The sequence below is a fragment of the Caballeronia choica genome (assembly GCF_001544535.1).
Lineage (GTDB): Bacteria > Pseudomonadota > Gammaproteobacteria > Burkholderiales > Burkholderiaceae > Caballeronia > Caballeronia choica.
This window is the reverse complement of the sequence record NZ_FCON02000014.1, coordinates 74461-96894: the sequence shown is the minus strand read 5'-3', so window position 1 is coordinate 96894 and position 22434 is coordinate 74461. Positions and strand designations below refer to the sequence as shown.

21 protein-coding genes are annotated in these 22434 nt (G+C 65.1%); 5 read left to right on the top strand and 16 right to left on the bottom strand.

From position 1 onward, the window contains the following. Position 1 precedes the first annotated feature (1 nt). The 10 genes from AWB68_RS09170 to AWB68_RS09125 form a co-directional block, all read right to left on the bottom strand. Complete coding sequence (locus AWB68_RS09170; RefSeq protein WP_087644058.1) at positions 2-481, bottom strand: GNAT family N-acetyltransferase; 480 nt, start codon at positions 479-481, stop codon at positions 2-4. A gap of 10 nt (positions 482-491) precedes the next feature. Next, positions 492-869, bottom strand: coding sequence for a fluoride efflux transporter CrcB (crcB, locus tag AWB68_RS09165; RefSeq protein ID WP_087644039.1), 378 nt, complete (start codon positions 867-869; stop codon positions 492-494). A 79-nt stretch (positions 870-948) separates the two neighbouring features. After that, on the bottom strand, positions 949-1773 hold the full coding sequence (locus AWB68_RS09160) for a M55 family metallopeptidase (protein WP_087644038.1): 825 nt from the start codon (positions 1771-1773) through the stop codon (positions 949-951). Further along, entirely contained in the window at positions 1770-2807 is a 1038-nt protein-coding gene (locus AWB68_RS09155; RefSeq protein ID WP_087644037.1) for a DmpA family aminopeptidase, read from the bottom strand. Before AWB68_RS09155 ends, AWB68_RS09160 begins: the two co-directional genes overlap by 4 nt. Continuing rightward, complete coding sequence (gene gsiD, locus AWB68_RS09150; protein WP_087644036.1) at positions 2804-3703, bottom strand: glutathione ABC transporter permease GsiD; 900 nt, start codon at positions 3701-3703, stop codon at positions 2804-2806. The genes AWB68_RS09155 and gsiD overlap by 4 nt, the downstream gene beginning before the upstream one ends. A 7-nt stretch (positions 3704-3710) precedes the next feature. Continuing rightward, positions 3711-4631 (bottom strand): glutathione ABC transporter permease GsiC, encoded by a 921-nt coding sequence (gsiC, locus tag AWB68_RS09145; RefSeq protein ID WP_087644035.1) that lies wholly within the window; start codon positions 4629-4631, stop codon positions 3711-3713. Positions 4632-4683: 52 nt separating this feature from the next. Further along, positions 4684-6243, bottom strand: coding sequence for a glutathione ABC transporter substrate-binding protein GsiB (gsiB, locus tag AWB68_RS09140; protein ID WP_087644034.1), 1560 nt, complete (start codon positions 6241-6243; stop codon positions 4684-4686). A 58-nt stretch (positions 6244-6301) separates the two neighbouring features. Beyond that, the gene (locus tag AWB68_RS09135) at positions 6302-8203 is read right to left on the bottom strand and encodes a dipeptide ABC transporter ATP-binding protein (RefSeq protein ID WP_087644033.1); all 1902 of its coding nucleotides are present in this window, start codon (positions 8201-8203) and stop codon (positions 6302-6304) included. A 19-nt stretch (positions 8204-8222) separates the two neighbouring features. Next, entirely contained in the window at positions 8223-9206 is a 984-nt protein-coding gene (locus tag AWB68_RS09130; protein ID WP_087644032.1) for an isoaspartyl peptidase/L-asparaginase family protein, read from the bottom strand. Then, entirely contained in the window at positions 9203-10141 is a 939-nt protein-coding gene (locus AWB68_RS09125; protein WP_087644031.1) for a MurR/RpiR family transcriptional regulator, read from the bottom strand. Before AWB68_RS09125 ends, AWB68_RS09130 begins: the two co-directional genes overlap by 4 nt. 997 nt (positions 10142-11138) lie before the next feature. Between AWB68_RS09125 and AWB68_RS09120 the strand changes: the two genes are divergently transcribed. After that, positions 11139-12158: a LysR family transcriptional regulator gene (locus tag AWB68_RS09120; protein ID WP_087644030.1), complete on the top strand. Its 1020-nt coding sequence runs from the start codon at positions 11139-11141 to the stop codon at positions 12156-12158. Between the two features lie 6 nt (positions 12159-12164). Here AWB68_RS09120 and AWB68_RS09115 read toward each other — a convergent pair whose 3' ends face one another. Continuing rightward, a complete protein-coding gene (locus tag AWB68_RS09115) occupies positions 12165-12461 on the bottom strand; it encodes a YciI-like protein (RefSeq protein WP_087644029.1) in 297 nt (98 codons plus the stop codon). Here AWB68_RS09115 and AWB68_RS09110 point away from each other — a divergent pair. Beyond that, the gene (locus AWB68_RS09110; protein WP_327382200.1) at positions 12377-13633 is read left to right on the top strand and encodes a lipid A biosynthesis lauroyl acyltransferase; all 1257 of its coding nucleotides are present in this window, start codon (positions 12377-12379) and stop codon (positions 13631-13633) included. The genes AWB68_RS09115 and AWB68_RS09110 overlap by 85 nt on opposite strands. A 17-nt stretch (positions 13634-13650) precedes the next feature. Here the strand turns inward: AWB68_RS09110 and AWB68_RS09105 are convergent, their stop codons facing one another. Further along, complete coding sequence (locus AWB68_RS09105; RefSeq protein WP_087644028.1) at positions 13651-14139, bottom strand: hypothetical protein; 489 nt, start codon at positions 14137-14139, stop codon at positions 13651-13653. Positions 14140-14388: 249 nt separating this feature from the next. On the opposite strand from AWB68_RS09105, the gene AWB68_RS09100 reads away from it, so the two are divergent. After that, entirely contained in the window at positions 14389-14643 is a 255-nt protein-coding gene (locus AWB68_RS09100) for a GlsB/YeaQ/YmgE family stress response membrane protein (RefSeq protein ID WP_087644027.1), read from the top strand. 99 nt (positions 14644-14742) lie between these two features. Here AWB68_RS09100 and hutI read toward each other — a convergent pair whose 3' ends face one another. From hutI to AWB68_RS09085, 3 genes are all read right to left on the bottom strand, one after another. Next, a complete protein-coding gene (hutI, locus tag AWB68_RS09095) occupies positions 14743-15942 on the bottom strand; it encodes an imidazolonepropionase (RefSeq protein WP_087644026.1) in 1200 nt (399 codons plus the stop codon). A 29-nt stretch (positions 15943-15971) separates the two neighbouring features. Beyond that, positions 15972-17660 (bottom strand): urocanate hydratase, encoded by a 1689-nt coding sequence (gene hutU, locus AWB68_RS09090; protein ID WP_087644025.1) that lies wholly within the window; start codon positions 17658-17660, stop codon positions 15972-15974. A gap of 169 nt (positions 17661-17829) precedes the next feature. Then, entirely contained in the window at positions 17830-18294 is a 465-nt protein-coding gene (locus AWB68_RS09085) for an Lrp/AsnC family transcriptional regulator (protein WP_087644024.1), read from the bottom strand. A 130-nt stretch (positions 18295-18424) separates the two neighbouring features. Between AWB68_RS09085 and AWB68_RS09080 the strand changes: the two genes are divergently transcribed. After that, positions 18425-19051: a LysE family translocator gene (locus tag AWB68_RS09080; protein WP_087644023.1), complete on the top strand. Its 627-nt coding sequence runs from the start codon at positions 18425-18427 to the stop codon at positions 19049-19051. Between the two features lie 72 nt (positions 19052-19123). After that, on the top strand, positions 19124-19333 hold the full coding sequence (locus AWB68_RS09075) for a hypothetical protein (protein ID WP_087644022.1): 210 nt from the start codon (positions 19124-19126) through the stop codon (positions 19331-19333). A gap of 30 nt (positions 19334-19363) precedes the next feature. On the opposite strand, the gene AWB68_RS09070 is transcribed toward AWB68_RS09075, so the two are convergent. After that, positions 19364-22330, bottom strand: coding sequence for a putative bifunctional diguanylate cyclase/phosphodiesterase (locus AWB68_RS09070; RefSeq protein WP_087644021.1), 2967 nt, complete (start codon positions 22328-22330; stop codon positions 19364-19366). Positions 22331-22434 lie beyond the last annotated feature (104 nt).

Genomic DNA, 22434 nt, shown 5'->3' with positions numbered 1-22434 from the left:
ATCAGTTCGGCGTCTGAGTCGGCCCGAGCACCTTCTCCATGCGAAAGTTGTCGAAACGCTGGCCGCGCACGCAGACCACCTGCTCCGCGATCACGCGAAACCCGCGCCGCCCGAAGAACGGCCGCGCCGTGATGCTGACCTCCGCATGCAGCCTCGCGATGCCTTGCTCGCGAGCGCTGGCCTCGACTTGCGCGAGCAGCGCGCTCGCGACACCCCTTCCCTGATGCGCGGGATGAACGAACATCATGTCCAGATGCCCGTCGCTTTCGAGGTCGGCGAAACCCGCGAGCGACGAGCCGATGGTCGCAACCCAGGTCGGCCGGCTCATGCGCCTGACCGACCAAGCTTCACGATCCACTTGCGCCCATGCGTCGATCTGATGCCGGTCGTAATCGCGCGCGGCGACTTCGCGAACCGCGCGCAGGAAGATGTCGATGACGCCATCGAGATCGTCCGCGCGATACGGCCGGATGTGCACCACGGTCAACGGCCTAACGTGCGAGCGACACCGTGGCGATGCCGAGAATCGTCATCACCACCGACGCCGTCACATGGATCGCGATCTCGCCGGCAGCCCAGCCGAAGCGCCCTTGCTGGAGATGCGCGACGACTTCCGCCGAGAAGGTCGAGAACGTCGAGAGGCCGCCCATCAGGCCGGTGATCACGAACAGCCGCCATTCGATGGGCACGTCCGGCATGCGCGCGAACCACGCCACCGCGACGCCGATCACATAGCCCGCGATCACATTGGCCGCCAGCGTGCCGAGCGGCAGATTCGGAAAGAGCGCGTTGAGCCGCAGGCCGAGCACCCAGCGAAGCAGGGAGCCGAGCGCGCCGCCGATACCCACGGCAAAGATCGACAGGTACATGGATGAGGTAGAGAGTGAAAACGGGAAGGCCACGCGTCGCGAGCGAGGCGTTCGCAATGATAGACGAACGCCCGCGCCTTCACCGCAGCATGGACGACATCGCCGACAGGCAGTTCAGCGTGCGCACCGCACCCTCGACCGATGGGGTATCGAAGGCGAGCGTGACGCCGTCGATGCGTTCGAGCGTCGGCCATTGGCAGAAGAGATCGGCCAGCGCGGTGGTTTGCACGCGCAGTTCGCAATGCACGGGCTTCGGCTTCGCGGCTATCGAACGCACCGCCCCGAAGGCGCCGTCGACAACCTCGCAAGCCGCGCGGCGGATCGTCTCGCAAGCGCTCGAAGGCGTCTGCGTGACGCCGCTCGAATAACCATGCGCGGTCTTCACCGTGACGAAGCGCGCTTCGGGAAACGCAGGCCGGGTTTCCTCGACGAACACGTCGTCGCCGCTCAGGAGCGCGACACGTGCGCCGCGTTCCTCCGCCAACGCGCCGTACAATCCGGCTTCGCCGACCTCCTCGCCATCGAGCGAAACCCGCGCGAACGCGAAGCTGTTGATCGTATGCGCGAGGATGCCGCGGCTTTGCGCACGCGCGTGATAGCCGATCATGAACACGAGTTCCGGCTCGTCTTCGAGGCCCGTCATCATCCCGAGCGAGCGCGGCTTGCCGAGCACCATGCTCGCCCGCGCATCGATCAGGTCGGGCAGGAGGTTGCGAAAGCCACCGTGCGAATCGTTGACGCACACCTGGCTCGCGCCGCCCGCGAATGCGCCTTCGATCGCCGCGTTGGCTTCGAGCGTCATCCAGCGGCGCGCCTGTTCGTATTCGCCGTTGCCCGCGCGCGTCTGCTCCGGATGGAACACGCCGGCGACGCCTTCGATATCCGCTGAAATCAGTACTTTCATGGCTTGTTGGCCTGCATGTCCTTGAACGAAAGCCTGCGATGACCGTCGCGGCCCGTCACCGATACGGCGCTGAACAGCGCGTCGATAATCGCCTGCTCGACGCTGTCCGCCGCGGCCTGGAACAGCGGATCGAGGCGCGCGTCGGACACGAGTGCGGGCACGTCGATGAAGTCGTCGAGATGCGGGACCACGTAGGCTGTCGTGAACGCGAGCGAGATATCGCCGCTGCCGTGGCCGTACACCGACCCCGTGCGTGCGAGCCCGGCTGCGGCGCGCATCGAAAGACGGCGCAACTGGCGCGCGTCGAGCGGCGCATCGGTGGCGATGATCATGATGATCGAGCCGTGCTCGGGTTTTTGCTGCTTTTGCTGCTCCTGTTGTTCCAGTGCGGCCAGCGAGCGGCCGAGCGCGACGCCCGCCAGCGTCAGCATCGGCAAGCGCCCGAAGTTGGCGAGCACGAGCGCGCCCGTCATGAACGAGCGTCCCGCGACCTGCGCGATACGCGAGCCCGATCCGATGCCGCCCTTCAGTTCGAAGCACGACATGCCGCGCCCGGCGCCGGCCGAACCGCGTTCGAACGCGCGGTCGCAGGCCTGCAACGCGCGATGATAATGCGCCTCCTGAACGGCGAGCGCCTGGATGTCGTTGAGGTAACCATCGTTGCATTCGAACACCAGCGGATTGACGGTCGGCCATTCTCGGCCGATCTCCGGGTTCGCCGTGATTGCCGCCCGAATCTGCGCATTCGCAACCGTGCCGACACCGAACGTATTCGTCAGCGCGATGGGCGTTTCGAGCACGCCGAGTTCATCGACCTGCACGAGACCGATGCTCTTGCCAAAGCCATTGATCACGCTCGCGGCGGCCGGCACCTTGCGTCGATAGACATCGCCGTCATGCGGACGCACGACTGTCACGCCGGTTTGCACCGGGCCTTCATCGAGCGTGCAGTGTCCGACCGTTACGCCCGCCACGTCCGCGATCGTGCCGAGCAGACCGGCGGCGAGCGTCCCGACATGCGGCGCATCGGTCATGGCCGGTCCAGCTTCGGATCGAGCGCGTCGCGCAAGCCGTCGCCGAGCAGGTTGAACGCCAGCACCGTGAAGAAAATCGCGAGACTCGGGAACACCGCGATATGCGGCGCCATCGCCATGTCGGCGCGCGCTTCGTTGAGCATCGCGCCCCACTCGGGCGTCGGCGGTTGCGCGCCCAGACCGAGGAACGACAGGCTCGCGGCAGTGATGATCGAGGTGCCGATGCGCATCGTGAAGTAGACGACCACCGACGAGATCGTGCCCGGCAGGATGTGCCGCACGATGATCGTCCAGTCCGATGCGCCGATGCTGCGCGCGGCTTCGATATACGTGAGGTGCTTGAGCGAAAGCGTGTTGCCGCGCACGAGCCGCGCGAACGCCGGGATGCTGAAGATCGCGACCGCGCAGACGACGTTCACCATCCCGTTGCCCAGGATCGCGACGACGCCGATCGCAAGCAGGATGCCGGGGAACGCGAACAGCACGTCCGCGACGCGCATCACGATGCGATCCCACCAGCCTTCGTAGTAGCCCGCGAGCAGGCCGAAGAACGTGCCGATCACCGCGCCGATCACGACCGAGAGCAACCCGGCCGAGAGCGATATGCGGCTCCCCGCGAGAATGCGGCTGAGGATGTCGCGGCCGAGCGAATCGACCCCGAACCAGTGCGCCGCCGAGGGTCCCGCGTTGAGCGCGTCATAGTCGAAATAGTTCGACGGATCGTAGGGCACGATATACGGCGCGATGATCGCGATCACGATCAGCAGCAGCACAAACACGCCCGCTGCGAGCGCCACCGGCTGCTTCTTGAACTTGCGCCAGAACTCGGTCCACGGCGTGCGGATCTCGTGGCTCGCGATTGCGGCGGCCCTGGCTGTATCGGCGGTCACGCTCATGCGAGCCTCACTTGAAGCGGATGGTCGGATTGATGACGGCATACAGCACGTCGACGATCAGGTTGATCACGATGAACTCCAGCGAAAACAGCAGCACTTCGGCCTGGATCACGGGATAGTCGCGCATCTCGACGGCATCGACGAGCAGGCGCCCGAGCCCCGGCCAGTTGAACACTTTCTCCACGACAATCGAGCCGCCGAGCAGGAAGCCGAACTGCAAGCCCATCATCGTGACGACCGGGATCATCGCGTTGCGCAGGCAATGCTTGACGATGACGATCGGTTCGCGCACGCCCTTCGCGCGCGCGGTGCGCACGAAGTCCTCGTTCATCACCTCGACGAACGATGCCCGCGTGAAGCGCGCCATCACGGCGGCCACCGCCGCACCGAGCGTGATCGACGGGAGGATGTAGCTCTGCCATGTGCCGTCGCCGACGATCGGCAGCCAGCCGAGCTTCACCGAAAATATCTCCATCAGCAGCATGCCGAGCGCGAACGCCGGAAACGAGATGCCCGACACCGCGAGCGTCATGCCGATCCGGTCCGGCCACTTGTTGCGCCACACCGCCGACACAATCCCGATCGCCATGCCGAACACGACCGCCCAGACCATGCTCGCGATCGTGAGCCACAGCGTCGGCATGAAGCGCTCGGCGATCTCCGTGCTGACGGGGCGCTTGCTGCGCGTCGACGTGCCGAAGTCGAAGTGAACGACCTTCGCGAAGAAGTTGACGAACTGCTGCGGCAGCGGCTTGTCGAGTCCGAGATCGGCACGCACGAGCGCGACGGTCGCTTCGTCGGCTTCGGCGCCCGCGGCAAGACGAGCGGGATCGCCCGGCAGCATGTGCACGAACAGGAACACCAGGACAGCGACGATCAGCAGTGTCGGCAAGAGTCCGAGCAGCCGCTTGGCAAGAAAATTCAGCATGAGCGAGACCTCGTTCGGCCGGGCGGCGTCATCGCCGCCGCCCGGCGAGTCCTTACTTGATCGCGATCTCGTCGAAGCTGAACGACCCGTCAGGCATCACGTAGGCACCCGAGAGCCGCTTGCTGCGCGCGTACACCACCTTCTCCGTGACGAGGAAAACCCACGGCGCATCGGCCCAGATACGCTTTTGCGCATCGGCGTAGAGCGCGGATTTCTCGTTGCGGTCGGTGGTCGCGAGCGCCTTCGTCAGATCGGCGTCGACCGCGTCGTTCTTGTAGTACGCGGTGTTGGACAGCTTCGGCGGGAACGAACCGCTTGCAAGCAGCGGCGAGATGGCCCAGTCCGCTTCACCCGTCGACGACGACCAGCCGATGTAGTACATGCGCACCGGCGCCGTTGCCGGGTCCGGCGCGCTCTCCACCTTCGCCACGCGCTGCCCGGCCTCGAGCGCCTGCACTTCCGCCTTCACGCCGACCTGCGCCAGTTGCTGCTGCACGAACTGGATGATCTTCTGCGCGGTCGAGTGGTTATAGCCCGACCAGAGCACCGTTTCGAAACCGTTCGGATAGCCCGCTTCCTTCAGCAGTTCGCGCGCCTTCGCCGGATCGTATTTCCACGGGCCGGTTTTAACCGCATAGTCGACGCCCTGGGGCACGACGCCTTCGGCCGGCATCGCATAACCCGCAAACGCCACCTTCACGAGCGCCTCCTTGTTGATCGCGTAGTTCATCGCCTCGCGCACCTTCGGGTTGTCGAAGGGCTTCTGCAGCATGTTCATGCTGATGTAGCGCTGGATGATCGATGGCGCCGCGATCAGGTCGACCTTCGGGCTCGCCTTCAGCACGGCGGCCTGCTCGAAGGGCACCTGGAATGCGAAGTCGGCTTCGCCCGTCTGCATCAGCGCCGCGCGCGTGTTGTTGTCCACCACCGGCTTCCAGTCGATCGCATCGATCTTCGGATAGCCCTTCTTCCAATAGCCCGCGAACTTCTTCACCTTCAGGTCGTCGGTCTGCTTCCATTCGACGAACTCGAACGGCCCTGTGCCCACCGGATGCAGCGAGATGTCCTTGCCGTACTTCTTCAGCGCATCGGGCGAGATCATCACGGCCGACGGATGCGCCAGCACGTTGATGAACGCCGAGAACGGAATCTTCAGCGTGATCTTCACCGTCAGCGGATCGATCACCTCGGTCTTGTCGATCTTGTTGAAGAGGTTGTAGCGCTTCAGCTTGTTCGCCGGATCGGTGACGCGATCGAACACCGCTTTCACGGCCGCCGCGTTGAAGTCGGTGCCGTCCTGGAACTTCACGCCGGAGCGCAGCTTGATCGTGTAGACCTTCGCGTCGGGGCTTGCCTCGTAGCTCGTGGCAAGGACGTTGACGATCTTCATGTCCTTGTCGAAACCGAACAGGCCCTGATAGAACGACTTCGCGACCGCTTGCGAGAGCGTGTCGTTGGCGTCGTAGGGATCGAGCGTCGTGAAGGTCGAGGCGACCGCCATCACGGCGGTCGTTTCGGCGGAAGCGGGCGCGGCGGCAAGCGTTCCGAACACGCAGGCGCCGGCGGCGATCAGCGCGCGCACGCGCAAGAGACTGGACTTCGAAGACGGCATCGTTGCACTCCTTGGCTTTGAAGTTGTGGTGGCGCAGGGTTCTACTTCATGCTTGATGTCAGTACAGTCCGCCGACATGATGCTCGGCGACAAAATGATCCGGTGCAACCGCGACGAGCTTCGCGACGACCGGCTCATCGCCGAGCATGTGGATCGGGCTCGGGATTTCATCGGCGGCGAGCATGCGTTTCGCATGCCGGCGCGCGGGATCGGCAACGGGCACCGCGCTCATCAGCTTTCTCGTGTACGGATGGCGCGGCGCCTCGAACACGGCCTGACGCGGACCGATCTCGACGATCTGGCCGAGATACATCACCGCGACGCGATGGCTGACGCGCTCGACCACCGCCATGTCATGCGAGATGAACAGATACGCGACGCCGAGTTCGCGTTGCAGGTCGAGCATCAGGTTGACGATCTGCGCCTGCACGGAGACATCGAGCGCGGAGACCGACTCGTCGGCGATCACGACTTTCGGATTCAGGGCGAGCGCGCGTGCAATCGCGATGCGCTGACGCTGCCCGCCCGAGAATTCATGCGGATAGCGCTGCGCCGCTTCGGCAGGCAGGCCGACTTTTTCGAGCAGCCATTCGACGCGCTGCTCCGCCTCCTTGCCTTTCGATACGCGATGCACGAGCAGCGGCTCCATGATCGAGAAGCCGACTGTCAGACGCGGATTGAGCGACGCGAACGGGTCCTGGAAGATGAACTGGATGTCGCGGCGCAGCGCCTGCAATGCGGGGCCCGACAGCTTGCTGATATCGCGCCCGTTGAACTCGATCGAACCGCTCTGGCTTTCGACGAGCTTCAGCAGCGAGCGCCCGGTGGTCGATTTCCCGCAGCCCGATTCGCCGACCAGCGCCAGCGTCTCGCCCGGACGCAGGTCGAAGCTCACGCGCTCGACCGCATGCACCGCGCCTGTCACGCGGCCGAAGATGCCGCTCTTCACCGGAAAGCGCGTGACGAGATCGCGCACGCGCAGGATCGGCGCGCTCGCCGCATCGACGGCGGGCTGCCTCTCCGCCTCGACCGCCGCCGACGGGCGCAGCGCGCTGGCATCGTCGGGCGCAACCGAAGCCGCCTCCACTTCGACGATCGGAAACTTGGCCGGCCGGTCGGTGCCGTGCATCGCGCCGAGCCTCGGCACGGCGGCGAGCAACGCCTTCGTGTACGGATGTTTCGGCGCGGCGAACAGCGTGTCGGATGCGCCCTCCTCGACCTTCTCGCCGCGATACATCACGAGCACGCGGTCGGCCACTTCCGCGACCACGCCCATGTCGTGCGTGATGAAGATCACGCCCATGTTCATCTCGTCCTGCAAGCCGCGAATCAGCTGGAGGATTTGCGCCTGAATGGTCACGTCGAGCGCCGTGGTCGGTTCGTCGGCGATCAGGAGCGCGGGCTTGCACGAGAGCGCCATCGCGATCATCACGCGCTGGCGCATGCCGCCCGAAAGCTGGTGCGGATAGCGCGCAAACACGCGCTTCGACTCGGGAATGCGCACGAGGTCGAGCAGATGCAGCGCTTCGGTCCGCGCCTCGCCATGACGCTTGTGCTGATGCAGGGCGATCGCCTCGGCGATCTGGTCGCCGACGGTGAACACCGGGTTCAGCGATGTCATCGGCTCCTGGAAGATCATCGCGATGTCGGCGCCGCGTATCGTGCGCATCGTCGAATTCGATGCGCTTGCGAGATCGGTCACCCGATCGTTGCGGCGCCGGAACGCGATGCTGCCCGACGCGATCCTGCCGCCGCCGTGTTCGACCAGACGCATCAGCGCGAGCGACGTCACCGACTTGCCCGAGCCCGATTCGCCGACGATCGCCAGCGTCTCGCCGCGATCCACCGTGAACGAGAGATGCTTCACCGCTTCGACGAGCTTCGGCCCCGCGCGGAACGTCACCGACAGGTCGTTCACTTCGATCACCCGCGACGGCGGCAACGACTGACTGGCAAGCATCGGCTGGTTCCCTTCGTTGTCAGCGGTAAATCGCCGTGACCGGCGTCTCGCCCACGCGCGCGAATCCGCGATACATCCCTTCGGTGTTGAACGGCAGCGTCACGTTGCCTTTCGTATCGACGGCGATCAGGCCGCCGCGTCCGTCGATGCGCGGCAGCCGTTCCATCACGACCTCGGCCGCCGCCTGCTCCAGCGACGCGCCGCGATATTCCATGCGCGCCGCTACGTCGTAGGCCGCCAGCATGCGCATGAACATCTCGCCGGTGCCGGTGGTCGATACGGCGCAGGTCGCGTCGTTCGCGTAACAGCCCGCGCCGATCAGCGGCGCATCGCCGACGCGTCCCGGCTGCTTGTTCGTGATGCCGCCCGTCGAGGTCGCCGCGGCGACGTGACCCTGCGCATCGAACGCAACGGCGCCGACCGTACCGAATTTCTTGTCGGGATCGATCGGGCCTGGGTCCTGCTCCGGCTCCTGCGCCTGCGCCTGCAACGAAGCCGCGTCGTGATCGAGCATCGTGCCCTGGGTGCCGCGCGCCGCGAGCCATTGCCGATAGCGCGCATCGGTATGAAAGTACGCCGGATCGACGAATTCGAGACCCTGTGCCGCCGCGAACGCTTCAGCGCCCGCCCCGGTGAAAAGCACATGCTCGCTATGGTCGAGCACGCGGCGCGCGGCCAGCACCGGATTTTTCACGCGCGTGACGCAGCACACGGCGCCGGCTTCGAGCGTCGCGCCGTCCATCACCGATGCATCGAGTTCATGCGTGCCCGCTGCCGTGAACACGGAGCCGTGTCCCGCGTTGAAGAGCGGACAGTCTTCGAGCAGGCGCACCGCTTCGGTGACGGCATCGAGCGCGCTGCCGCCGTCGGCGAGAATGCGCTGGCCGGCAAGGAGGATGCCATCGAGCGCCGCGTGATACTGCGCTTCGGCTTCGGCGCTCAGTGAGGAGCGCAGGATCGTGCCTGCGCCGCCGTGGATTGCGATGACGGGAGTCGGATTCATGTTTTGCTGTTTTCGGTTTTTGCGGCGACGCGCGTGATCGCCGGGGAAAGTTGCATCGACGGTTTCACGAGCCACGGCAGGACGAATTCGGTGAGGCCAGAAGCGGCTTCGACCGAGCGCTTCGCCCGATGCGCGACCGCGTCGCAGATCGCCTCGATGACGGCGAGCACGGTGGTATCGCAATTCGCGGCGAGGCGGCGCTCGGTGCGGATCGTCAGCGTGAGGTCGGCGAATTGCGCGAGCGGCGACGCGGCGCTGTCGGTGAGCGCGACCACCCGCACGCCGTGACCGGCGGCGAGACGCGCGAGTTCGATGGTGTCGTCGACGTAGCGCGGAAACGCGATCGCCACCAGCAGGTCGCCGCGCGATGCGTTGAACAGGCGCCGCGCCGCGTGCGACGGACCGCCCGTCAGCGCGAGCGACTGCACGTTGGCGCAGTACGGCGTCAGGCCGTGCTCCATGAGGCCGGCGAGGAACGCGCTTGCGCCATAGCCGAGCACGAACACGCGGCGCGCCTCGAGAATCGCTTCGACCAGCGCTTCGGCGACGTCGCCGTCGAGCGCGCTGCGCGTCATTTGCAGGTTCGATGCCGCCTGTTCCAGCGACGCATCGAACACCTGCGTGCCGCTTGCGGGCGATTCGCGTGCGGTGCGCAGGCGCTCGACGGGCGCGATGGTCGCTTCGAAGCCGCGCACCAGCGCCTCGCGAAACGCCGGATAGCCGTCGAAGCCGAGCGCGCGCGCAAAGCGGTTGGCGGTCGCCACCGAGGCCCCTACGGCGCTGGCCAGTTCGTCGATGCGCATGGTCGCCGAGCGGAACAGGTTCGCCAGCACGAACGCGCCCATGCGCCGGTGGATCGGCGTGAGGGTGGGCATGGCGGCGGCGATGCGCAGGGAGATCGGCTCATCGGCGGGGGATGGGGTCGACGCGACCATTCTTGGTTGCCACACCTTCAGGAAGATGTAATGAAACTATATTTACTCAGAACGGGTCTGGAAAAAAATTTATTTTCAGGGGGTTCGGGTATTCGATGAGTTGTCGCTGGCGCTTGGGGTGGGGTGTTTACGCCGTTTGATGTTTTTGCGCTTCTATGGAACTTGTTTTGTTTTTGGTTTATTTGCTCTGCCCCTGTCCGGGGCGGGACTCACTTTCTTTGCTGCTGCAAAGAAAGTAAGCAAAGAAAGCAGCTTTCCAACGCCAATCCTTGCCAGTCGCCGCCAGACTGTTCCTTCGGAGTGGTCCAACCGGGGGAGTGTCGTTAGCGGGGTTTCATCGTTGTTGGCATGTAGAAGAGGTACGGGCATCGCACCGCAATACGAAGTGGACCAGCAGTCATACATCCGGCCTCGCGCTACGCGCTCACCCGTCAGGCAAAACCGAAACCCATCCTCATTCACACTCACTCGCTACGCTTGTGCTACTGCATGCTTTAATCTGCCCGCTTGGCAGACCTGTCGTCGGGCACGAAGTGCCATGACGGATGAATGACTGCTGTTCCACTCCCTGTAGCGGTGCGACGTGCGCGCCTTTTCTACATGCCAACAACGACGAAACCCCGCTAACGACACTCCCCCGGTTGGACCACTCCGACATAACGGTCTGGCGGCGACTGGCAAGGATTGGCGGTGGAAAGCTGCTTTCTTTGCTTACTTTCTTTGCAGCAGCAAAGAAAGTGAGTCCCGCCCCGGACAGGGGCAGAGCAAATAGACCAAAAGCAAAACAAGTTCCATGGAAGCACAAGCGCATCAAACGGTGTAAACACCCCCCCCGGGCGCTCCCAAAAGCGCCCCCGCAGGACTGGGCAATAATCCGCGACTTTTGGGTATTAACGCGAGCCATCGCACCGCATACGATGTGACCATCGCCGGTCCGCCCATGCCAACCCATCCGAGGCGCAGGCGGCCCGCCTGAACAACGCCCTGGGAAACTCACGTGCTCGATCGCGTTCATGCAATGCGTGTCTTCACACGCGTCGTCGATACGAACAGCTTCTCGCGCGCCGCCGAATCGCTCGGCATGCCGCGCGCGAGCGTCTCCACGACCATTCAACAACTCGAAGCCCTGGTCGGCGTGCAGTTGCTGGCACGCACGACGCGCCGCCTGAACCTCACCGTCGACGGCGCCGCCTACTACGAACGCTGCGCCCAAATCCTCGCCGACATCGACGACCTCGAATCCGGCTTCCACGCGGGCGAAGACCGCCTGCGCGGGCGGCTGCGCGTCGAAATGCCGGATACCGTCGCGACCTCGATCGTCGTGCCCGCGCTGCCCGATTTTCACGCGCGCTATCCGCATATCGACCTGTCGATCGGCATCGGCAACCGGACAGTCGATCTGGTGGGCGAAGGCGTCGATTGCAGCGTGCAACTCGGCGAACTGCCCGATTCCGGCCTGATCGCGCGGCGGCTCGGCAGCTTCGAGCACGTGACGTGCGCGAGTCCCGCGTATCTGGAACGCAACGGCATGCCCGCCACCCTCGACGATCTCGCGGGCCATTTCGCCGTGAATTGCGTGTCGGAGAAAAGCGGGCGGCCGGTCGATTTCGATTTCGAAGTGGACGGCAAGGCGGTGTCGGTGAAGATGCCCGGCTTCGTGCAGGTCACCGACGAGCACGCGTATCTCGCGTGCGGCCTCGAAGGGCTCGGGCTGATCCAGCCGCCGCGCATCGCGGCGCTGCCGTATCTGCGCTCCGGGCAGTTGCGCGAGGTGCTGCCGCAGTGGAAGTCGATGCCGATGAACGTGTCGGTGGCGTTCCTGAAGAGCCGGCAGGCGACGCCGCGCGTGAGCGTGTTCGTCGACTGGCTCTCGGACCTGTTCGAGCGCTCGCAGCAGGTCGACGACGCGATGACGAAGCTGTTTCGCGCGGCGGGACGGCGCCGCTCGGCCGCGGCATCGCGCGGACTCGCCGCCCGCGGCGAAAACGAGCAAGCGGAAACCGCCGACGAAGGTTGACCCGGGTCAGCGCACCGGATTCGCCGCCCTCGTCCCGACGACGGTATTCCAGCGCCGCACCTGCCAGTGCGTGACGAGCCCGTTGATCACATACGGGTCGTTGCGCGCGAAATCCTCGGCGGCTTGCGGCGAATCGATGTGAAAGAGGAGCATCGCGCGATCGACCGGCTCGTCGAGCGCGCCGGCCAGCACCAGCTCGTCGCGTTCGACGGCCTCCCATGCGAGCGCGAGATGCGCGTCGCGGAATTGGCCGCGGCGTTCGAGGTAGTCGGAGCAGAGGTCGTATATCAGCAGGAAGTGCATGGCGGGTCTCCGGGGACGGGACGAATGGCGCGCGCGAGTGCCGATTATCGCGGGACGAGGCGCGTTCGATCAAGGGCGCAGAGCGGCGGGCGAATGCGGACGTTGTTGCACGGGTTCGCACCATTTCGCGAGCGCGGACAATGTACGAACATGGCCGCGTTTTCAGACTTTTTCGCGTCTTACGGCCGATGTGCGATCATGTGGGTTCCATCGCGCTCGCCAGACCGCGTCAATCGACGAAGCTCCGGCTTCCGCCCGCCGCGCCGGCAACGCGCCGGTCCCCCAAAGGAACCTCATTGAAATCATTCGGCTTCGCGCTCGTCGTCGCCTTGCTGCGCGGCTTCGCCGTCCTGCCGTACGGCCTCGTCGCGCGCTTTGGCAGCCTGCTCGGCGCCTGCCTCTTCTCGATTCCGAGCCGCCGCAAGCGCATTGCGCTCGTCAACCTCGAACTGTGCTTCCCCGGCCGCAGCCATGCGCAATACCAGCAAATGGGCCGGAACCATTTCCGCCATGTGGTTCGCAGCTATGTCGAGCGTGGCGTGCAATGGTTCGGTTCGGCCCGCTCGATCGAACGGCTGGTGGAACTCGAAAGCCACATCGACCTCGACGACGAGCACGCACCGCCCACCATCTTCATGGGCTTTCACTTCGTCGCCATTGAAGTGGGTTGCATGCTGTACTCGACCAAACAGCCGATCACCTCGCTCTACACGCCGATGAAGGACACGCGCCTGTGCGAACTCGCGACGACGCAGCGCGGACGCTTTGGCGCGCACATGGTGAAGCGCTCGGACAGCGCCCGCGCCGTGCTGAAGCTGCTGCGCGCCGGCAAATCGGTGATGCTCGCGGCGGACATGGACCACGGCATCGAGAATTCGGTGTTCGTGCCGTTCTTCGGCGTGCCGGCCTGCACGCTGACGTCGGTGTCGCGGCTCGCGCGGCTCGGACGGGCGCGCGTCGTGCCGTTCGTGACGGAAGTGCTGCCGGATTATCGCGGCTACAAAATGACGATTTTTGAACCGCTCGCGGATTTTCCGTCGGATGACGATGCGGTCGATGCCCGCCGCATGAATGCGTTTCTCGAAACGCAGGTGCTGCGGTTTCCCGAGCAGTATTACTGGGTGCATCGACGGTTCAAGCACCGGCCGGAGGGGATGGCCGGCGTGTACTAGGGCGTGGGTGGCTGGCCCTACGCCGGCTTCTGAAACTCACTTTCGACCCACGCCTCGGCGCTGGTCTTGCTCAGCTTGAATCCTGCCGACACCCGCACCTGCGCAAGCTGCGCGCCGAACGCATCGAACGCCTTCAGGTCGGCATAAGGATCATCCTCATCGGGAACGATGTCGAGCGTTACCGTCACCTCCTCACCACGCGCGCTAACCACGAAGCGCTTGTGCAGCATCGCGTGAAGCTGCTGTTCATGCCGCCGCAACACCTCCGACGCGGTCTTGACCAGCGTGCGGAACGCCCCGGCATCGAGGGGCTTCGGATTCTTCTTGTCGCGGCCCATCGTCCACGGTCCGACGAGCGCGGGCTCCGCCTCGCCATCCTTGATCATCTCGACGGCCCAGCCGTCGTCGTCTTCGTTCTTGATCACGCGCGCCGTCCAGCCGTCGTCGCGCCACAGGCGGTCTTCATGGATGGCGTCGTCGGTCTGGTCGGGTGCGGAATCGGTCATGGCGGTTGAATTCGGTGCAAGGTGTCGGCTGCATGCGCTCGGAACGGCGCATCGGAGCCGCGAATTTTACCCTGCCCGCTGCCGGCCGCGCGGCATCGCGGCACGGCATGGCCGATCGGACGATGCCCCGCTTCATCGCCCAGGCGCGGACCGTGCCTCGGCCGTCATACCCAAACTCCAATTGCCGTGCTACTTTGCATCTACCGGGACACGCCCGGCCGCAGCCAAACTCTGCCAAGGAGCAACCGCATGTTCGCATTCATCGGTACTTTGATCGTCGGGTTGATCGTGGGACTCATCGCGCGCGCGATCAAACCGGGCGACGACAACATGGGCTGGATCATGACCATCGTGCTCGGTATCGTCGGGTCGCTGGTCGCCGGCTATGTCGGCCGCGCGCTCGGCTGGTATCAGCCGGGACAGGCGGCGGGCTGGATCGCTTCGGTGATCGGCGCGATCATCCTGCTCGTCGTGTGGGGCTTCGTCAGGAAACGGATGGCCTGATCGTTCAACCTGATCGTTCAACGAATCGGCACGCAACGCCAAAACCTCGCTCCGCATGGGGCGAGGTTTTTTTAATCACGGTAAATCTCCGACCAAATCTCAAACGCGGATGTCCACTCCGCTTCGCACGACCCGGTTCGGCAACGCTCCGCCAAGCCAGTACGCGAGTTCGGCCGGACGGCTGATCTTCCACGCGACGAAATCCGCCGCCTTGCCGACTTCGAGTGAACCATGCGTGCGTTGCAGGCCGAGCGCCTTCGCCGCGTGAATCGTGACGCCGGCAAGGGTCTCCTCCGGCGTCATGCGAAAGAGCGTGCAGCCCATGTTGAGCATCAGCCGCACCGACAGCGCCGGCGAAGTCCCCGGATTCAGGTCACTGGCGAGCGCGATCGGCACGCCGTGACGGCGCAATGCGTCGATCGGCGGCAACTGCGTCTCGCGCAACATGTAGAACGCGCCCGGCAGCAACACGGCGACCGTGCCCGACTGCGCCATCGCGATCGCGTCGTCCTCGGTCATGTATTCGAGGTGATCCGCCGACAACGCCTGATACCGCGCCGCCAGACTCGCCCCGTGCAGCGACGACAGTTGCTCCGCATGCAGCTTCACCGGCAGGCCGAGTTCGCGCGCGGTTCTGAACACGCGCTCGACCTGTTCCGGCGAAAACGCGAGATGCTCGCAAAACGCATCGACGGCATCGACCAGGCCTTCCTTCGCGAGCGCCGGCAGCATCTCCGTGCAGACGGCCGCGATGTAATCGTCGGCGCGGCCGGCGTATTCCGGCGGCAAGGCGTGCGCGGCGAGACACGTCGCGCGAACCGTCAGCGGCAGTTCCTCGGCCAGCCGGCGCGCCACTTTCAGCATCTTGCGTTCGTTCGCGAGATCGAGGCCGTAGCCCGACTTCACCTCGATCGTCGTCACGCCTTCGCGCAGGAAACCCGTCGCGCGAAGCCTGGCGCTCGCGAACAGCGCGTCTTCGCTGGCTTCGCGCGTCGCGCGCACCGTGCTCGCGATGCCGCCCCCCTGCGCGGCAATCTGCGCATAGCTCACGCCTTCGAGACGCTGCTCGAATTCGCCGCTGCGATCGCCGCCGAAGACGAGATGCGTGTGGCAATCGATGAAGCCCGGCGTGACCCACGCGCCGTCGAGATCGATGACCTCGTCGTCATGCGCGGGCGCGTCGCCGCGCGGACCGATCCACGTGATCCGCCCGTCGTCGGTGACGATCGCGGCGTCGTCGATGATCGAATACTTGCCGCCTTTCATCGTCGCGGCGTGACAGTGTTGCCAGAGTGGCATGTGATGACGCTCCGCTCCCGGTTTCGGATTTACTGCTTCGGTGCCGCGCCTTCGATCATCGGCAGGTCGAGGCCCTTGTCGCGCGCGCATTCGATCGCGATGTCGTAGCCCGCATCCGCGTGACGCATGACGCCCGTCGCCGGATCGTTGTGCAGCACGCGGGCGATGCGCGCGGCGGCTTCGTCGGTGCCGTCGCAGACGATCACGACGCCCGAATGCTGCGAGAAGCCCATGCCGACGCCGCCGCCGTGATGGATCGACACCCACGTCGCGCCGCTCGCGGTGTTCAGCAAGGCGTTGAGCAGCGGCCAGTCGGACACGGCGTCCGAGCCGTCCTGCATCGCTTCGGTTTCGCGATTCGGGCTCGCGACCGAGCCGGAATCGAGGTGATCGCGGCCGATCACGACCGGCGCCGACAACTCGCCGCTCCGGACCATTTCGTTGAACGCGAGGCCGAGCTTCGCGCGCTGGCCGAGCCCGACCCAGCAGATGCGCGCCGGCAAGCCCTGGAAGCTGATGCGCTCGCGCGCCATGTCGAGCCAGCGATGCAGGTGGGCGTCGTCGGGAATCAGTTCCTTGACCTTCGCGTCGGTCTTGTAAATGTCTTGCGGATCGCCCGACAGCGCCGCCCAGCGGAACGGACCGACGCCGCGGCAAAACAGCGGCCGGATGTACGCCGGCACGAAGCCCGGAAAATCGAACGCGTTCTCGACGCCTTCTTCCTTCGCCATCTGGCGGATGTTGTTGCCGTAGTCGAAGGTCGCGATGCCCTGCTGCTGGAATGCGAGCATCGCGCGCACGTGCTCCGCCATCGACTGCTTCGCCGCTTTCACCGTGCCCGCCGGGTCGGTTTGCGCGCGGTCGCGGTATTGCGCCCAGGTCCAGCCCTTCGGCAGATAGCCGTTGAGCGGGTCGTGGGCGCTCGTCTGGTCGGTGACCATGTCGGGGCGCACGCCACGGCGCACGAGTTCGGGCAGGACTTCAGCCGCGTTGGCGCACAGCGCGATGGAAATCGCGCGGCCTTCGGACGTGTAGCGCTGGATGCGCGCGAGGGCGTCGTCGAGATCGGTGGCCTGTTCGTCGACGTAGCGCGTCTTCAGGCGGAAGTCGATGCGGCTTTGCTGGCATTCGATATTCAGCGAGCACGCGCCGGCCAGCGTGGCGGCGAGCGGCTGCGCGCCGCCCATGCCGCCGAGGCCGGCGGTCAGCACCCAGCGGCCTTTCAGGTCGCCGCCGAAGTGCTGGCGCCCCGCTTCGACGAAGGTCTCATACGTGCCCTGCACGATTCCCTGGCTGCCGATGTAGATCCAGCTTCCGGCCGTCATCTGGCCGTACATCGCGAGACCCTTGGCGTCGAGTTCGTTGAAGTGCTCCCAGCTCGCCCAGTGCGGCACGAGATTCGAATTCGCGATCAGCACGCGCGGCGCGTTCTCGTGCGTCTTGAACACGCCGACCGGCTTGCCCGACTGCACGAGCAGCGTTTCGTCGGCGTTCAGGCGCTTGAGCGTCTCGACGATCTTGTCGTAGCACGCCCAGTCGCGCGCCGCCCGGCCGATGCCGCCGTACACCACCAGTTCCTTCGGGTTCTCGGCCACTTCGGGATCGAGATTGTTCATCAACATGCGCAACGGCGCTTCGGTCAGCCAGCTTTTGGCGCTGAGCGTGGTGCCGCGCGGCGCGCGGATCTCGACATCGCGAAAACGGGAAGATTGGTCCATAACGAACTCCTGCGCTTGAGGGTTGGATTCGGGTTGGGGTGTTCGGCCGCAATCGGACCGATCCGATAAGACAGATGGTCTTGTATATACAACTTTGGGTGTATTAGGGGTTTCCCCAACCCGCACACGCCGGCTCGCGCGTGAAAGCCACAAACGCTTGTATAGACAGCTATAACAACGGCAAGCCGGTGTCGCGTTTGATCTCGCGCAGCGAGAGGATCGATTCGACGGCGGTCACGCCCGGCAGCGCGCGCAGCACGTCGCGCATGAAGACGCCGTATTCGTCGAGGTCGCGCGCCGCGATCTGCAGCAGGTAGTCTGCGCTTCCCGAAATGTTGTGACATGAAACGATGCGGGCGATGCCCTGAATTTCGCGCTCGAATCGATCCGACAGCGCGCGGTCGTGGATCGAAAAGCGCACTTGCGCGAACGCGATCACGCCGATCTCGAGCGCTTTTCTCGACAGCACCGCGCGATAGCCGATGATGAACCCGTCGCTTTCGAGCCGTTTCAGGCGTCGCGCGCACGGCGTCTCGCTCAGCCCGACGCGCTCGGCGAGTTTTGCGATCGGGATACGGCCGTCCTGCTGGATGGCGGCCAGAATGGCGCGGTCGATTTTATCGAAATCGGGCATTGGCGGATTCCTCGGTTCGAACGTCGAGATTAGCGCTTTCCACCAAATTTGACATCCCAGGTAGCCCTGTAAGCCAGAAAACGCTCGCCGATCAACGGCAACATGGAGCCTTCAGAACGCGGAGGTCGTCATGGTTTCGTTTCACTTGCTCGTGGTGTTCATCGGCGCGTTGGCCGTCGTGTATGCGCTGCCCGGTCCCGACATGGCGCTCGTGCTGCAGACCAGCGCGACGCGCGGCATGAAGCACGGCCTCGCCACGGCCGGCGGCCTCGCCATCGCACGCGCGACGCATGTGACGCTGTCGGCGCTCGGCGTCGCGGCGCTGCTGCGCAGCGCGCCGTGGCTTTACGACGGCGTGCGCGTCGTGGGCGCGCTTTATCTGTCGTATGTGGCGATCCAGATCTTCCGTTCGCCGGCATTCGGCCTCGACAACGCAGCGTGTCCGGGCACCTCGACAACGCTCCGCTCGGCGATGACCAAGGGCATGTTGAGCAATCTCCTGAATCCGAAGGCGCTCCTGTTCTGCTCTGTTTTGCTGCCGCAATTCGTGCGTCCTGAAGCGGGCGCCGTATGGTCGCAGGTGGTCGAACTGGGCGTAGTGCTGTCGGCGATGGGGATCGCGTTCGATCTGATGCTCGTGCTTGGTGCGGTGCGGATCGCGGGATGGTTGCGCCGCCATCCGCGCGCGCAAGTCGTGCAGCGGTGGACCTTCTCCGCAGCCTTGCTGGCGTTCGCCGTGCGGCTTTCGATCGACTGAGCGTCGCGCGAATTATTTTCCGGATTTTTCTTCGGTTAAGGTTGGCGCACCCCTTCCCAGAATCGCCGCGCCATGAGCACACTCGAAGCCCTCCACGCGATCGTCAACGACGAAGCCGCGCCGCGGATCATCCGCGATCATGTCGTCGATTCGCTGCAATTCGCGCTGCGCAACTACCCGGGCTATTTCACGACCAAGGAAGTGCAATGGCTCGCGCAATGGGACGACACGCGCATTCCGATCGCCGCGACGAAAGTGCTCGATGAAATCAAGGCCGTTTGAGAGCGCGAACGCGAGCCGCATGGATGGCGTTCAGTGCGTGCCCATCCTCGCGCGCCACTCGTAGCCGTAAGCCAGCGCCTGATCCGGCTCCGACAGACATTCGATGAAGCTCACCACTTCCGGGTCCCGCACGAAGCTCGCAGCCGAACTCGCGGCCAGGATCGCCGCGCTTTCCTGCGGCTTCGCGACCAGAAAGCCCTGCACGTAGTCCACGCCGATTTCCTGCAGCGCGCGCAACGTATCCGCGTCCTCGACCCACTCCGCCACGCTGCGCATGCCCAGGTTGCGCGCCAGCGCGACGATCGCCTCGACGATCGCGATGTCGGCGGGATGCGCGCACATCGTGCGGATGAATTCGCCGTCGATCTTCAGCGCATCGGCGGAAAGCGCCTTCAGGTACTTGAACGACGTGTAGCCCGCGCCGAAATCGTCGAGCGCGATCTTGCCGCCCATGTCGTGCACGCGGGCGATAAAACGCTGCGTGTTCTCAAGATCGTGCAGCGCGACGCTCTCGGTGATTTCGAGGCACAGGTAGTGCACGATCGACCGGTATTGCGCGAACAGCGCGAAGATGTCCTCCATGAACTGCTCGTCGTTGAGCGATCCGCCTGAGAGATTCACGCAGATGAACTGCGTGTTCGGCAGCGACTCCTGGTGCTTCTCGATCCACGCGAGCAGCGTCGTTATGACCCAGCGGTCGATCGCCGCGATGTTGCCCGATTCCTCCGCCGCGACGATCACCTTGCCGGCGGGCAGCGTCGAGCCGTCGGGTGCGCGCAGGCGCAGCAACACCTCGAAATTCAGCGACTCGGTCGGCGCCGAAAGCGACATGATCGGCTGCATCACGAGGAAAAGCCCCGCCGGCAACCGGTTGCGGCCGAGCGTCTCGACGAGCCGCAGTTCCTCCGCGCGCTCCTCGAACGCGGCCGCGCCCTTGCGGTACGTGACGAGCCGCGTATGCGCGACCTTCTTCGCTTCGCGGCACGCGCGGTCGGCGTGCGACAGCGCATCCTGCACGCGCACGCCGCGCGAGCATTCGACCAGCCCGATCGACGCCTTCACCTGGAACGCGCGATTGCCCACCTGATACGGCGCGTCGGAAAGCAGCGCGATCAGTTCGTGACATTGCGCGATGGCGTCGTCGATGGAGGTGTCGCTCATCACGCAGACGAACTCGTCGCCGCCGATGCGCCCCACCGCGTAGCCACGGTCGAAGTGCGCGCGCATGCGGGATGCGACCTGCTTGAGCACTTCGTCGCCGGCGCGGTGGCCGAACAGGTCGTTGACGAGCTTGAAGCGGTCGAGGTCGACGTACGCAAGCGCCCACGGCAGCGTTTCCTCGCTCTCCACTGCAATCGCCTTCTCGACGCCGCGGCGGTTCAGCGAAGCCGTCAGCGGATCGTGTTCGGCGAGAAAGCGCAGGCGCTCGATCGCTTTCGAGCGCTCGGTCACGTCCTGCAGCGACCCTTCGACCCAGCCGTTCGAGCGGATCGCCTTGAGCAGATAGCGCCGCTCAGCGGTGCCGCGCGCGAGGGCGCCGCCCATTTCGAGTTCGCCGTCGCTGCCTTTCGACGCCAGCGCCTGCAACGCGCCCCATGCGCCCGCTTCGAAATAATCGTTCCAGTGGCGCGCCTTGTAGTCGGACTTGTGCAGATCGAGCATCGCGCGCAATGCGGGATTGGCGCGCACGAAGTGGCCGTTGGAATCGAGCGTGAAGAGGCCGATCGGCGTGACTTCGTAGGTGTTGCGCAATTCAGTCTGCGCCTGCCGCCGGTGCTCGCGCTCGGCGCGCATCTGCTCGGCGATGGCGAAGGCCGCCATCATGCTCGACGAGAGCGCCGCCATCACAGTATTGACGCCGCCGAACAGCAGTTTCAGCCCGAACGCGGCGCCGAGCACTTCGGAAAAAGTGGCGAACAGCACGATTCCGAGCGACGCGACGTACCACAGCACCGTGCGCGAACGCGCCAGCCAGACGAGGCGCGCGAGCAGGAAAATCAGCACGCCGATGCCGAAGCCGCCCAGCCCCCAGAGCGCCGGAATGAAGCGCGAGTACGGCAGCACGAGCGCAAGCGCGAACAGCACCAGGCCGACATACTGGCCGGCGCGCAGGAGCCAGCGGTAGCCGATCGAGCGCAACTCGCGCCGGAACAGCTGGCTGAAGAGCGCGCCCGTCAGCAGGTAGTACGCGGCGAACGTGACCTGGCGCAACAGCGGCATCCAGTCGGGCGGGATCGCGCGATCGAGCCATTGCGTGTCCCAGCCCATCGCGTTCGCGCACAGCCGCAGGTTGCCGACGAGCCACACCGCGAAGATCACATAGGTCCATTCGCGGTTGATGATCGCCGTCACGAAGACGAACACGGCGAGCGTCAGCAGCCCGCCGCCGATCAGACCCGAGGCTTCCTGGAAGTCGAGCGCCGAATTGCGCAGGTTCGGCGAATCCCACGCGAGCGCCGTCAGTTGCGCCGGGCCCGAGAACGTGCCACGGCACAGGAGCGGCACCGGATTCGCCAGGAAACCGAGATAGACGGAGAAGCCGGCCTTGACCGCGCGCATCTCGCCGGTCGCGCTCTGGCGGTCGGCGTGGCCGAGCGGCTGCATCGACGACGCGACCCAGCACGATAGCGTTTGCGCATGACGCGACGGAAATTCGATCAGGGTCGGATGAGCCGCGCCCATGGCGGGCGCGGTGAAAGTGAACCAGATCGGCGTTTCGGAGAGTTGCGTGCTGAAACGCGTCGTGGACGGCGCGTCGTGCAGGCGCGCGAATGCGTCCGCGGGCGCGAGCGATGCCTTGTGCTCGTTGAGTACGTGAAAGGGCAGCGTAATCGCGCCCGTCGCCTGATATTGACGCGGCAACAGCAAAAGCGTGGCGATCGTGCCGCCAGCAATCAGAATCGGAACGATATAGACGGAAAACGCATAAAGCGCGCGATCGAGCCACGACCCCGTGTGACGGAATTTCGAAAGGGAAAATAACGTAGCCGACGCCATACTGGAAAATCCCCGTGTTGCACGAATCGTGTCGCGCTGGAGATGGCGGGGCCGAATATGCCTGCACGCCATCGCCAATTTGTTGTTGCCCGGGCCCCCGGACG

Coding starts and splice junctions, on each gene's coding strand:
- AWB68_RS09080 (WP_087644023.1), top strand. CDS start 18,425: ATGGTTTCGTTTCACTTGCTCGTGGTGTTCATCGGCGCGTTGGCCGTC.
- hutI (WP_087644026.1), bottom strand. CDS start 15,942: ATGCCACTCTGGCAACACTGTCACGCCGCGACGATGAAAGGCGGCAAG.
- AWB68_RS09110 (WP_327382200.1), top strand. CDS start 12,377: ATGCGAGCGCGAGATGCGCGTCGCGGAATTGGCCGCGGCGTTCGAGGT.
- AWB68_RS09100 (WP_087644027.1), top strand. CDS start 14,389: ATGTTCGCATTCATCGGTACTTTGATCGTCGGGTTGATCGTGGGACTC.
- AWB68_RS09160 (WP_087644038.1), bottom strand. CDS start 1,773: ATGAAAGTACTGATTTCAGCGGATATCGAAGGCGTCGCCGGCGTGTTC.
- AWB68_RS09085 (WP_087644024.1), bottom strand. CDS start 18,294: ATGCCCGATTTCGATAAAATCGACCGCGCCATTCTGGCCGCCATCCAG.
- AWB68_RS09075 (WP_087644022.1), top strand. CDS start 19,124: ATGAGCACACTCGAAGCCCTCCACGCGATCGTCAACGACGAAGCCGCG.
- AWB68_RS09125 (WP_087644031.1), bottom strand. CDS start 10,141: ATGGTCGCGTCGACCCCATCCCCCGCCGATGAGCCGATCTCCCTGCGC.
- AWB68_RS09070 (WP_087644021.1), bottom strand. CDS start 22,330: ATGGCGTCGGCTACGTTATTTTCCCTTTCGAAATTCCGTCACACGGGG.
- gsiD (WP_087644036.1), bottom strand. CDS start 3,703: ATGAGCGTGACCGCCGATACAGCCAGGGCCGCCGCAATCGCGAGCCAC.
- AWB68_RS09105 (WP_087644028.1), bottom strand. CDS start 14,139: ATGACCGATTCCGCACCCGACCAGACCGACGACGCCATCCATGAAGAC.
- AWB68_RS09155 (WP_087644037.1), bottom strand. CDS start 2,807: ATGACCGATGCGCCGCATGTCGGGACGCTCGCCGCCGGTCTGCTCGGC.
- crcB (WP_087644039.1), bottom strand. CDS start 869: ATGTACCTGTCGATCTTTGCCGTGGGTATCGGCGGCGCGCTCGGCTCC.
- gsiB (WP_087644034.1), bottom strand. CDS start 6,243: ATGCCGTCTTCGAAGTCCAGTCTCTTGCGCGTGCGCGCGCTGATCGCC.
- AWB68_RS09135 (WP_087644033.1), bottom strand. CDS start 8,203: ATGCTTGCCAGTCAGTCGTTGCCGCCGTCGCGGGTGATCGAAGTGAAC.
- AWB68_RS09115 (WP_087644029.1), bottom strand. CDS start 12,461: ATGCACTTCCTGCTGATATACGACCTCTGCTCCGACTACCTCGAACGC.
- AWB68_RS09130 (WP_087644032.1), bottom strand. CDS start 9,206: ATGAATCCGACTCCCGTCATCGCAATCCACGGCGGCGCAGGCACGATC.
- gsiC (WP_087644035.1), bottom strand. CDS start 4,631: ATGCTGAATTTTCTTGCCAAGCGGCTGCTCGGACTCTTGCCGACACTG.
- hutU (WP_087644025.1), bottom strand. CDS start 17,660: ATGGACCAATCTTCCCGTTTTCGCGATGTCGAGATCCGCGCGCCGCGC.